The organism is Dyadobacter luteus, from assembly GCF_003383615.1.
Taxonomy (GTDB): domain Bacteria; phylum Bacteroidota; class Bacteroidia; order Cytophagales; family Spirosomataceae; genus Dyadobacter; species Dyadobacter luteus.
Genome location: NZ_QNUL01000001.1, coordinates 141,043 through 154,210, shown reverse-complemented (window position 1 = coordinate 154,210; position 13,168 = coordinate 141,043). Strand labels below are relative to the sequence as shown.

The 13,168-nt window shown below is 42.9% G+C and carries 8 protein-coding genes; 5 read left to right on the top strand and 3 right to left on the bottom strand.

The genetic code is table 11. From position 1 onward, the window contains the following. Positions 1-73 precede the first annotated feature (73 nt). On the bottom strand, positions 74-2,503 hold the full coding sequence (locus DSL64_RS00635) for a GAF domain-containing protein (RefSeq protein WP_115828707.1): 2,430 nt from the start codon (positions 2,501-2,503) through the stop codon (positions 74-76). A 238-nt stretch (positions 2,504-2,741) separates the two neighbouring features. Here DSL64_RS00635 and DSL64_RS00630 point away from each other — a divergent pair, with 238 nt between their 5' ends. Genes DSL64_RS00630 through DSL64_RS00610 form a run of 5 tightly spaced genes read left to right on the top strand, consistent with a single transcriptional unit; the run spans position 2,742 to position 6,825 of the window. Further along, a complete protein-coding gene (locus DSL64_RS00630) occupies positions 2,742-3,323 on the top strand; it encodes a DUF4269 domain-containing protein (protein ID WP_115828706.1) in 582 nt (193 codons plus the stop codon). A gap of 58 nt (positions 3,324-3,381) precedes the next feature. After that, the gene (locus DSL64_RS00625; protein WP_115828705.1) at positions 3,382-4,743 is read left to right on the top strand and encodes a sensor histidine kinase; all 1,362 of its coding nucleotides are present in this window, start codon (positions 3,382-3,384) and stop codon (positions 4,741-4,743) included. A 19-nt stretch (positions 4,744-4,762) separates the two neighbouring features. After that, on the top strand, positions 4,763-5,137 hold the full coding sequence (locus DSL64_RS00620; RefSeq protein WP_115828704.1) for a response regulator: 375 nt from the start codon (positions 4,763-4,765) through the stop codon (positions 5,135-5,137). A 48-nt stretch (positions 5,138-5,185) separates the two neighbouring features. Further along, a complete protein-coding gene (locus tag DSL64_RS00615; RefSeq protein WP_115828703.1) occupies positions 5,186-6,232 on the top strand; it encodes an adenylate/guanylate cyclase domain-containing protein in 1,047 nt (348 codons plus the stop codon). Between the two features lie 11 nt (positions 6,233-6,243). After that, on the top strand, positions 6,244-6,825 hold the full coding sequence (locus DSL64_RS00610) for an HD domain-containing protein (protein WP_229216905.1): 582 nt from the start codon (positions 6,244-6,246) through the stop codon (positions 6,823-6,825). Between the two features lie 28 nt (positions 6,826-6,853). Here DSL64_RS00610 and DSL64_RS00605 read toward each other — a convergent pair whose 3' ends face one another. Further along, the gene (locus tag DSL64_RS00605; RefSeq protein ID WP_115828702.1) at positions 6,854-10,036 is read right to left on the bottom strand and encodes a cyclic nucleotide-binding domain-containing protein; all 3,183 of its coding nucleotides are present in this window, start codon (positions 10,034-10,036) and stop codon (positions 6,854-6,856) included. Positions 10,037-10,130: 94 nt separating this feature from the next. Then, the gene (locus DSL64_RS00600; RefSeq protein ID WP_115828701.1) at positions 10,131-12,398 is read right to left on the bottom strand and encodes a cation:proton antiporter domain-containing protein; all 2,268 of its coding nucleotides are present in this window, start codon (positions 12,396-12,398) and stop codon (positions 10,131-10,133) included. Positions 12,399-13,168 lie beyond the last annotated feature (770 nt).

Genomic DNA, 13,168 nt, shown 5'->3' with positions numbered 1-13,168 from the left:
TTCAGGTCTGCTTGAATGATATTGTTAAAGTCCTTAATTTTTATTTGAAAATTCACTGCTGAGCAATCTCTACTCAAACATTCTCATCGTCCCATTCCGAAAGCATGTTTACTCCGACTCTGAGTGCTTTGAGACCATTAACTCCCTGTAGCTCCTCCAGATCCAGGAATTCGAGATCATCCAGCAACGTATTTTTTTCCTGCAGATAGCGAATATAATCGACGTATTCTTCAGCTGATTTACTATTGAAATACACCATAGCTATTTTGCCAGGTTGCGTTAAGCGTTCACCCGTATCTTTCACATGCACCTTATCAATCCTCTTTTTGATAACCTGATACCGAATGTTATATGCCCCTTCCACATCAAAGCGCTTTTCATCATCACGGAAACTGATATCAATAGTTCCTGAGTTTATAAAAATAAGCTGTGTTGTAAGAAGCGGTTTAGGGAGACTTGGTAGCAGTGAATGCGTAATACGTGCTATGGCTGCCATGGATGTGAGCTGCCATAACCGAATGTTTTTCAGGTAAAGGTTGCTGAAAGTTCTTTCCGGTTCAAGGGACTGACCAATGTAAATGTCGTATTCTATTCCGTCCGTCCTGAATTTTTCAAAATACGTAGGATAGGATTGCTGAATCTCCGTTTTGAAAAGATCCAGATATAAATTCACTGACGAATTAATGGTTTGCATTGAGGTTTCCAACGCACGGCGATGCGCATAGGCTTCACCATTTGTTTCATCTGTCAGCGCAAAATACCTGTCGATGGCAGCAGCCGTGACATCATCATTTTCATTTGGCTCATCTATCCCCGCCAAAACAGGAATGTTGAGCTTCTTGCCAGTGTAATTTTCTCTGAAATGGGTTAAAAACGGATGAACTTCATTTTCCAGAAACTCCCTGATTTTCATTTCATCGTTGTCGGTACTGTCATCAACGATCCAGTCCAGCATTTTTTTGCATTTGAAGGCCATTTCATCAGCCAGACCGAATCCTTTCTTTTGCTTCAGAACAGCGAATGTTTCTATCAGCACGGAGAACTGTAAACGAAGGTCTTCACGCAAAGCAATATTTCGCTCATGAGTAGAATTCCTGATATCGATGGCACCATACAGAGGGTTCACATCTTTAAACGCGATACTTTCTATCAGATTTCCTCCCGACTTTTCTGTTTTATCACGGAGATAGTGCCAGGCTGCATCTCTGAACTTCCACTGAACGGCGGGTTGTAGTGAAGTGAATTTCTCACGGATCACATTTTCGATACTTGCGTTAAATTCAGTGATGTTGTTCTGAAAAACCTGAGCTATGAGAGAAAGAGCGGGATCAATGCGGGACAAAACCCTTTCATCAATAACGCCTTCCTTGCCGGAAAACAATTCGAGTACACCCACCACTTTATTATCAAAATAAACGGGCAGGATAGAATAGGACTCGACGCCATCATCTTTTAGAATTTTGATGAGCTGAAATTTCTCATCCTCTTCTGTAATGCTCCGCATAAAGACTACTTTGGGGTTCCTGAAGTAGTTTTCAGCCAGAGAAATGTAAAGTTCTTCTGGTACATGGCTTTCCGTAGCCGCATTGATCAGCTTACTATGGAGAATTGTGTTTCGGTTGAAAATCAGTTTGTTATTGACCCTGATAAGCGGCATCAACCCAAAATCGATATCAGGATCGTCAACCAACGTTCTTAAAGTTTCAGCTATACGCCGGTAGTAAGTTTGTGAATCAAAATTGTTACGGTCGAGAATCGTGTTTTTGAGATTTTCGAGTGCATGCTCCTCTGTTACGTCTGTGAGGGTAAGCACTGAAATGCCTTCAAAACGGAAAAGAGATAGAGGAAGCAGGGAAAATAACTCCGAAATATCGGCACTTTCCTGTATTTGTCTGCGAATGGTATTCGCGTCAAGATCAGGAAGTTCTCCTTTGAGAACCACGTCAATAAATCGCGTATCAATATTAATCCTGTAGTATTTTACAAGTCCGGTTTTATTGTCGGGCAGGGAAATGAGCATACCAGTGTGATCGGATGCAGGAAAATTGTAAAACTTCCTGAAAATCATGCCGTACATCGTCAATGCTTTCTGTCTCACAGATCCCTGATTTACACTTTCCAGATCACACCGTAATTCTCCCGTGAAACGGTCGGTAAGGAGATCATAGAAAGTGTCGGTTCCGAAAAATATCTGAGGATTGATAGGGCCACTCAGTCCCCAAAGTACATTTTTTTCTTCAGCGATAGGGGGCACCAGCATTCCATAAACAAGATCCAGCTGGGTTCTGTAACGATCGGCCATATTTCCCGGAAACGGCTCCAGAAAAGTAGGATCGGCAAGCAGTTTATCAAGTACTATCTGAAAAAATGCTTTACGTGCAGTGGTTTCGTTTTGAACCCTTTCTTCCAGATGTTGTATATATTTTTTGAAGGATATAACAGAATCGATCTGCATTACATCCAGAGGAGAATTTTTACTAAAGTCTATGATGGAAGATTTCATTGTTTTTATTGTCTTCGAATGGACGGATCATATCCGGTTCTATATTGTTTATTTGTGATCCTGATACTGAAAATGAGATGCTCATGATACAGTGCATATTCAACAACTTTTCTGGTTATAGAATTCACTGTAAATATGTCATTATCAGAGGAATTTATTGCAACAAAGTCTTTAAATACTCAGTCTGAGGTGTTTTTTGTAAGTTTTCAGTTTTTCAAAAATAGTTACAATCGATCAGATGATAGATTTCAGCAACATTGAATACCTAAAATCCGGAAACAAAAGGCAACGCGATGCATACGATCTACTTACGGATAACGAGATATTACTACATCTGAAAGAGTTTGATCCGCTTCTTGCTGGTACCATTCCTATTGAAATTGATCTGGAGCATAGTGATTTGGATATAATCTGTTGTTCCGATGATATTGACTACTTCTTTCAAAAAATCAGGCAGTATTTTAGCCATTTGGAAAATTTTACGATTAACATCCGGTCTGATGGACAATCTGTGGTAGCTAGTTTCCGGGTGGATGCCTTTGAAATTGAAATTTTCGGACAGTCTGTACCTTCCAGAGAACAATTCGCTTACCGGCACATGCTCGTTGAACACCAGTTACTGCAGGCTTTCGGAGAGGCTTTCCGAAAAGAGATCATCCGGCTGAAATCTGTGGAATATAAAACGGAGCCGGCTTTTGCCAGAGCATTAGGCCTAACCGGTAACCCTTATGAAGCATTACTGGCGTGCAATGTGGACGAAATAATCGAAGTCGGATGGTTCGGTCAGGAAAGCGGAAATCAGGATTTTGAAGGAAAATAATTACTTTGTGACCTCATTTAGCCTTTGAGCGAACCAACTCTTTATCATCTATCTGTCCATGGATTACTTTCTGGTTTCCTTTTTTCTGCTTGAACATATCCGGAAAACGCTGCATACCAAGGAGAAAATGCCTTATTGGCATCAACGAATCGAGTATGCCAAGTACATAAGTTACATCATGGTCGCCGCTTTTTTTATCAGCGATTCGGCGTCGTGGTTTAGTTGGATAGGAAATGCTTTTCTGGCGTTACTGGTTTTTACTGCTTATAAAAATGATGATTTTTATGACGTACGGGGTATAGTATTGTCAATCATTCCATTTATCGTAGTATCGTTTGTCAGGGATTTGGCAAGAATTGTCACCCCGTCATTTTACGACGACTATTCCAATTATTTTTCTGCGATTCGGTCGTTCGCTTTTGTACTGTGTTTTATTATCTGGTTGTTTGCTCAACGTCAGCTGAAAGAACTTCAGAAAGAACGTGAAGAACGACAGAGAGAGGAGCGTGAGATAAAGGCGCAAAAGGAGTCTCTTGAATACCTGGTAGCTGAAAGAACGCATGAGCTGACATTGCAAAAGGAAGAGCTTCAAAAGGCAATTGAAGAGCTTAAGTCTACTCAAAATCAGCTGATTCAAAGTGAAAAAATGGCATCGTTGGGAGAACTGACAGCCGGTATTGCACACGAAATCCAGAATCCGCTCAACTTTGTAAATAACTTCTCCGAAGTGTCAGTTGAGCTATGTCAGGAACTGGAAGAAGAGATTGAGAAAACAGAAATCAGCAGCGAGGATAAAGAGTATATCAGAGGCATTATCAGTGACCTGAGTCAAAATCAAGAGAAGATTACGCATCACGGTAAACGTGCGGATTCCATTGTAAAAGGGATGTTGCAACATTCGCGTGCGTCGTCCGGAAATAAGGAGGAAGTGGATGTAAACGCTCTGGCAGACGAGTACATGCGATTGGCCTATCATGGCTTACGGGCTAAAAATAAAGAATTCAATGCCGCCCTGACTACCGATTTCGATGAGACAATAGGAAAGGTGAATGTGTTGCCACAGGATCTTGGCCGTGTTTTTCTGAATCTTTTTACCAACGCATTTTACGCTGTTGCGGAAAAGAAGAAGACATTATCCGAAAGTAATCAGGAAACAGACTACCGACCGGAGGTTAAAATATCCACCAAAAAATTTGCTGATAAATTGTATATCCGCGTCAGCGACAATGGTACAGGGATGCCGGAACATGTTAAAGCAAAGATTTTCCAACCGTTTTTTACCACCAAGCCTACGGGTCAAGGTACAGGTTTGGGGCTTTCGATGAGCTATGATATCATTACGAATGGTCATGGAGGAACGCTGGATGTAGACACAGTACCCGGTGAAAAAACAGAATTCCGCATTACCATTCCTGTTTAAAAATTAAAATGCAGTTGAGATGAAAATATTGGTAGTTGATGATGAAATGGACGTGAAATCGCTTTTTGAACAGAAGTTCAGAAAGGAGATCAGAGGTGGCGTTTTTGAGTTTTCCTTTGCTTTTTCAGGCGAGGAGGCACTCGGGTATCTGGCTGAGCATTCCTCTGAAGTGGTTATGATATTGTCTGATATCAATATGCCGGGCATGAGTGGCATTGAGCTTCTCAAATCAATTCGTGCAGATTTTCCCTCTGCGCCGCCACAGGTCATGATGATTACTGCTTATGGTGACAGCCAAAACCATGATCAGGCGATGCAACTCGGTGCGGACGATTTTTTGACCAAACCTGTGAATTTCATAGAGTTGAAGGAAAAGCTGTTGCTTGTTAAATGATTTCAATGAAGACAGATTTGAGGTCTGTGCATCAATATTATAAATGTTATGAAGGCTAAAATACTGGTAGTTGACGACGAAGCAGATCTTCAGTTATTGATCAAACAAAAATTCAGACGTCAGATCCGTGAACAGCAATATGAGTTCATTTTTGCAGAAAACGGTGTAAAAGCCTTGGAAACGTTGGAAGAACATGCGGATGTAGACATGGTTCTCAGTGACATCAACATGCCTGAGATGGATGGGCTTACACTACTTGTGCGTTTAGGCGAAACCAGTCCCTTGCTCAAATCCGTAATTGTTTCAGCCTATGGTGATATGGACAATATCCGTACTGCCATGAACAGAGGTGCGTATGACTTTCTGACCAAACCTATTGATTTTAAGGATCTGGAGGTGACAATGGAGAAAACCCTCAGATATGTAAGTCAGCTGAAAGAAACGCTTAAAGCGGTGAGAGAAAATGATATTTTGCGTATGTACGTCGACTCGTCAGTATTGCAGTTTATGACGCAGGATACCTTTGGTAAATCGCTGATGCTTAGCGAAAACATAGAAGCGACGGTTGTTTTTATGGACATGTGTGGTTTTACCTCTATATCAGAGCGTGAACCTGCAGATACGGTTGTAAAGCTGATTAACAAATACTTTGATGTGATGGTAAAAGAAATCATCGCTCAGGGAGGATTGGTCGACAAGTTTATGGGAGATGCCGTAATGGCCGTTTTTCGCGGAGATTATCACCTCGACAGGGCTGTTGAATGCAGTCTGGCAGTGCGCAACCAGATCAACGGATTCAAGGAAGAATTGTCCGATCAGTCGGATTATTACCCGAAGGTGTCTATCGGGATTAACTCCGGAGAAATGGTGTCCGGAAATATTGGTTCAGCAGCCTTGAAAAGACTTGACTACACTGTAATCGGAGACGTTGTGAATGTGGCTCAGCGCCTGCAGGCAACTGCACAGCCAGGGCAAGTCGTGGTATCGGAGTCGGGCTACGAACAAATCAAAGAAGCATTTAAATGTGCTCTTGTAAGTGAAGTTAAGCTGAAAAATAAGGCAAATCCGGTAAGGATTTATGAAGTACTGGAATAGTGTGATTGAAAATGATGCAAATTGAAGCCGCCCAAAAATATATCCTGTCAAAATTGGAGCAGGAATTAGCACCGAATCTGTATTATCATGGTATTCATCATACTCTTGACGTGGTGAATGTAGCCTTACAGATTGCGGAGGAGGAAAATGTAAAAGATTCTGAGTTTTTGGCTTTGCTTAAAACTGCTGCCACTTATCATGATTCGGGTTTTCTGATGGCTTATTCGGGGCATGAAGCGGAAGGCTGCGGGATTGTTCGCGATGTGCTGCCGGGATTCGGTTATTCACAAGGTCATATTGAGATCATTTGTGGAATGATCATGTCTACTAAGGTGCCCCAAAGTGCAGCCACGGATCTCGAAAAGATACTGTGTGACGCGGATTTGGACTATCTGGGGCGGGATGATTTCAAAAGTATAGGGGAGACGCTTTATGCAGAACTTTCAGCAAGGAGCCTGATTGGGAACAGGCAGGATTGGAATCAGTTGCAGATACGTTTTCTGGAGAGCCATCAGTATCATACAAAGCGATCACGTTTGCTGCGGGAGCCTCAGAAGCAGGCTCACCTGAACGAGCTCAGAGAAACAGTTTAAAGCTTTCTCTGAGCTCTTCGCAGTCATTTTATATCGTTCCGGACGAAAGGCGCATTTTTTCGTTTTGAACCCGTATCCTCTGACACAGAATTCTCAATACATTTTTCAAAATTTCATCGCGTTCTTCCATCAGTTCGAAGAAATCTTCCTGGTCTATCCGGAATAGCAACACATCTGTTTCCGCAACTGTTGTGGCAGATCTCGGCTCGGTATCCAGCAAAGCAAGCTCTCCGAAAATTTCTCCTTTGTCAAAACGGGCCAGCTGTTTGGTCCCATCGTAAATGCCGATTTCGCCCGCATAGATGACGTACATACTGTCGCCGACATCGCCTTTCGCAAATATTTGCTGACCTTCCTGATACTCCACTTCCTTCATAATGGGTGCTATAGAGCTAAGCACATTTTCAGGTGTGTGGGAGAAAAGCTGCGTGTTTTTCAGAACAATGATCCGTTCTATTTCTGAGACTTTAACCGGGTTATGAGATGCTTTCATTGTTGTTTGTAATGCTGCTTCGCGTATCAGATTATTGGAATGACCAAGTATTGAGTTATCAAATATAGTTCCGTGAGGTTGTTTACGAATGGCGAGAGCGATAGTCCATGGTGTAAACTGGCGCTCCTGCACCTGCAGTATGGTTTGCTGTAGTGGCTGCTGATCAGGTTGATTTCCCAGATATTGTCTGAGTACTTCCAATTTATTGGCGGCATTGCTGTCTTCAAAAAGCGCACGTAAAACCGGATAAAGTGACCGAGGTATCAGGTTCTCAATCATTTCGAGGGAATTGGCTCTTTTTTCTTTTGAACTATGCCGAATTCCCTTCCAGGCATTCACTACAGAATCTCTTTCGTAGCGCATCATAAAGATGTAAAAAAGGCGTTGCTGACAAAGTGCCAGTTCATATTGCAGTGCATCTTGCCAGGTTCGGTCGTCCTCAGCACTATCCGACTCCTTAAATAACTGAAATGCAAACGCTATTTCTTTATGAATAAAACTTTCGGTAACGGCCTGCTGATCAATATTAACTGAGTAATAAGAGAGCGATTTGAGTACAGATAAATGTAAGGAAAGGGTTATATTTTCTTTAAGTTTATTACTTTCTAAAAGGTATATTCTTTTTAAAAGTTCGAAAAGTATAGATTGTATGAAATCACTTTTATTTTTTTCTGCTGTTTTGACAAGGGCGAATAAATTCCTGTCGGAAGTATCATCGTTAAGCCATTGCGTCAACGCTTCTTCACCGGCAGCACCTGCATTGATTAATGCAGCTATTACCTTCCGGGAAATACTTTTGGGAGCGTTGAAATTCAATGCTGCAATTTGCCCGGAGGTACCGTGCAAAATGACTGTTATCATGGCCGCCTCGTGAACAGCAGGCGTACCGCCGGCAATCAGTTTTTTAAGGTGATCATCGTAAGTCTGTAGTCCTATCACATTCAGACAAGAGATAGCAGTCAGCTGATCATTTTCGTTTTCTGACGCAAGCAAACGACGAAGCGTACCATGAACGAGCGGGAGGGACTTCCCGACTTCCCAGCAGCCGATGATAGCTCCTCTTACAATATCCGCATCGGCATGAGCCAGATACCGGGATAATCTCTCTCCTGAAAGCTTGGGAGATTTGCATGCAATCCGGACAGCGAGTGTCTGACAAGGTGTGTCCGTTTCCGTTTCAATGTAAAGGAAAAAGAACGGTGACAGCTCCGGTTCCTCGATAAGGGCCAAGGACTGCAAGGTTTTCAGCCTCACCTGAACTGCAGGATTTTTCAGTAAAAAATCAATATTGTTCTTCAATGCCTCCACATCATTGCGGGCAAGCCATTCTATGGCATTGATGACTTCCTCTTTCCTGCTGCTTTTTATATTTTCCTTGATAATCGGAAGTGCTTCGGCCTGAGAAGGAAGCTCGCCACTGCGGATAAAACGTTTACTTATGGCATTTTTTAGCTCAACAATATAGGCGCTGTATGCTTTTCGGAAAACGAATAATGCTGCTACCGCAAAGAGCAATGAAAGATCGAAGGTAAGGCTGATATTGGAAATGTGATTCCTGTAAATCAGCCACAGAATAAGACCTGCAATCAGCATGCCGAGCGGTTCATAAAATCCTTTTGCCAGTGTATGCCCTTTCAGCCTGTTTTTAGTGGATAGTGGCTGGAATAAAACCAGGAACACTGAGTCGAAAATCGTTCGCCGTACTATTTCAAAGAGCAAATAAGCGGCACAGTAATAGACAAGCAAAGATGGCTCGTCCTTACGGAAATAAGAGGAGATCAATAAACCGAGAGATACCACAACCGTTGTAAGTGGCAGAAGATACAGGGCATACTTTACGCCGAAACGCTCCACAACTTTGCCGGAAAGAAGCACTTTAACGAGCGTACTGATCAGGTATGTTGCAGTAAGTAATGTCCCGACAAAGACGATGACATCGTGCTGGCTGTGAAATTTATACTTCACATTGACAAAAAAATGATATTCAATCCAGGTTGCTGCCGCAGCTACAGCCACCATGCCAATACATAACGCTGAGAGCAACTTATTCCCTTCAAAATATTTCTGAATCACCTTGGATCCGTCATGGCTTGTTTTTCTTGGCCGTGCATGATGCGGATTGGGAATATCGGTATGTCTGAAAGTGAGTATCTGCGTATAAAGCGCAAGGGCGAAGAATACAATGGAGATAACAAGCAGGATCATCAGCACAGATGGGGAATGGATCAGTACTGCCAAAACCGCACCCAGCGCCTTTGCAGGCATATCGCCTGAGCCAATCACGCCAAATACTCTTTTACTTTGTCTTACATCAAAAACAAGCGCAGAGAGCCCCCAGAATTCCAGGTTGATAAGCAGATAGATTACCCTGTAGCCCACCATAATGGCAATTGCAGTAGCTATGCCATGTCCTATGCTTAGCAGTACCATCACTACCGCAACCATAAACAAGGCGGCGGACATAGTTCCCAGACTAAGTTTCCTCAATGCGAGATGATGCTCGTAGTGCTCGTAAATTCTACCAGCCAGCATGACCGTGAGAGCGGCGGCTATATAAGCAAATGGCAATGAGTATTCGGGATGATTTTCCAGCAACAATACATTGGCCGATACATATACCAGGGTAGTACCAACATTGATGAAGAAGTTATGCAGGAAAAAAAGTAAAGTCTGTTTATTGATTTTGTTTAAAACGTTTGTTCCGATGGCTGATGTCATAAATGAGTATTCGATGCTGTCTTTGATGTAAAATAAACATTAATTCTCCCCTTTAAAAACTGACTGGTGGATGCCAAGGGGAAAATTTGTGAAGTTACTTCCTGATCACCAGTACAGACGGAGAAAATGAAAGCCATAAACTATGCGATTCTACGGCCTGTTTCCAGCTGCTGTAGCTGATGATCATCAGGTCATGCTGCTGCAGAAAATCCTTTTCCAGAGCATTTTCAGTATGTAGCTTTAATTTGTTCTGAGCAGAGGTTTCGATGACTTCTATAGATTGACGGGCCTGCCAGTTGCTGTCGAGTAACCCTGAAGGATCAATGATCGTGATTTGAATATCCGCGTTTGCAGACATTCTTAGAGCAAAATCCAATAAAAATACGTCCCCTGCATTGAACAAGGGTATGAATACCTGTTGAACCTTCGTCAGATTTTTGTCAATCAGCAGAGCAACCGGGATTTTTACCGACCTGATGATGTGGCTTGTACGTTCGTCAAATATATCCTGATGGAAGAGCTTGTCTTTTCCTGTAATGGTATCCAGGAGCCTCACCGGGCTAATGATTTTTGTGGTGATACCCAGTACTTTGCCAATCAATGTCCCTTCAAATACACTATGGCCAATTCCCATCAGTAACAGATCGTAGTTACCATGGTTAGCTGTCTGTATCAGATCATGTTCAATGTCCTGGGAGGGCTTGAAAAGGGTGGTAACGGGTAATTGAAGATTTCGGGCTTCGTCCAAAACAGGATGGAAGGTTTCCTGCTCATATTCTTCCGTATTGGTGTGGTTGAGATAGCTGCTGGGCGTGAGGTGAAGTGCCGTTACTTGCTGTTCTGCCTCCGGAGCAAGTAACGCCTTTGTCACTTTCAGCATTTTTCTCGCTCCGAGCGGACTTGCGAATGCCATAGCGACAGAGAATCCTGAGTTCTTGTTTTGATCTTCTTTGGCTTCCAATTCAACCGGCATAAATCTGTCAATCAAATCCAGAGCAGGGCCGGTCATACAGGTTGTAGCCAATGCCATAATGACCATCATTGCAAAAATTTCAGGAGAAAGGACACCTATGTCATAGCCGATGTTCAGCACAACCAGCTCCATCAGTCCGCGCGTATTCATCAACGAACCAATAATGAGGCTATCGCGCCAGCTTTGTTTCACAAACCGGGCAGCCATAGCACTTCCAATAAATTTACCCACCACGGCTGCTGCTATAATCCAGCCGGTGATTTGCCAAAGATAGGGATCATTGATCAGCCCGATTTGCGTACGAAGACCTGTAAAGACAAAGAACAAGGGTAGGAGTAGGACCATTGATACATCTTCGACTTTTTCAATAAAAATATTGCGGAAATTGATGTTGTCCGGCATGATAACGCCTGCCATAAAGGCGCCGAATAATGCATGTATACCAATCACCTCCGTGCAATAAGCGGAACCTATCAACATTAAGAAAAACACGCCAACCACGGGTTTGGTAAGTCCTTCTTTGTAATTGTAATGATCACCAATTTTTTTCAGTACAGGTTTTATTGCGTACACCATAAACAGGACATAGGTGATAGCAAGGATCATAGTGTATATAGAGCTGACGAAGGAGCCGGCCTTTACAATTGCAATCACCGCTGCCAGTATGCACCATGCAGTAATGTCGTCTGTAGCAGCGCAGGTAATCACCATCATACCTAGCCGCGTTTTAGACAAACCTCTTTCCTGGACGATACGGGCAAGCACAGGAAATGCCGTAATACTCAGTGCAATACCGATGAAAAGAGCAAAGGACAGAAAGTTGATATTATCAGGAGCAAAGTCCTGGTAGATAAATAACGCCAGACCTACACCCAACGAAAACGGCAATACTATACTGGCATGACTGATCACTATTGCTTCCTGCGCTTTAGTTTTCAGCACTTTCAGGTCAAGTTCCATCCCGATTATAAACATAAACAGGATGAGGCCTATCTGGCTCAGGAATTGTAAGTTTCCAAGTGATTTGGCTGGAAACAGAAAACCCGAAAATTCTGGAAAAAACATGCCGACTACAGACGGCCCCAGAAAGATACCAGCAGCGATTTCACCAATCACTGACGGCTGCCCTATCTTTCTGCAAAACCAACCGAATATTCGGGCTGTCAGGATTATGGTGATAATCTGTAGAAGCAGTATGGCAAGCGGGTTGGTAAGGTCGTGAAGTAGCGTCTCTGTGAACTGATCGAACGATGACAGGTTCTGGCTTTTTTGTGCGGATGCGAGCACCGGATTTTCGAGCAATTGTCCCTGGATCATAAACCAGTAAAGTAGTGCCGAAAGTGCTCCGATGGTAATTGTGTAGAATAGTACGTTGCGTATGTTCTTCATAAATTAGTGGGGAGTGAAGATTGCAAAATACTAAAATTATGCGATTACAGCAGTTTTTTGCTGTTTATGCTTTGATGAAGAATGTCGTATGGTACTTGGGAAACAGAATGTAGGGTGTCAGTTTAGTTGATGTTCAACCCTTACCAGGGTTGCTGTTGAGCTAGCTTTGGCTGTGTCTCCGGGTTTCACCCGGCGTTATTCGTATTCAAGTCCTCCGGACTTGTTTTGTTGTATGCATAGAAGTGTGGAGCATACAGAATGTATTTGGCGAGGAGAAAGAATCACAGAAGGATTCAATTTGAATATTTCCGGGCGAAACCCGGGGAAGATGGTCGATCTGCACGGTAAGCCTTACCAGGGGTGCTGTACTTGTTTTGTTGTATGCATAAAGTGCGGTAGCATACATAGAGCGTATTAGGTGAGGAGAAAGAATTCCAGAGGGATTCAATTGGAATATTTTCGGGCGAAATCCTGGGGGAGGAAAGATGGTCGATCTGTACGGTAATCCTTACCAGAGTTGCTGTACTTGTTTTTTGTATGCATAAAGTGCGGTAGCATACAGAATGTATCTGGCAAGGAGAAAGAATCCCAGAGGGATTCAATTTGAATAGCTCCGGGTAAAACCCGGGGAGAGGAAAGGTGTATCTGTCTGAACGGCAACCCCGTAGGTGTTGAATATGAAATAGTCAGTATTTCGTTTTACCAAGCCATCCATCAAAACGAAACCCCGGCTTCCAACCAGAAAATTGATTCGAAACCGGGGTCGATAC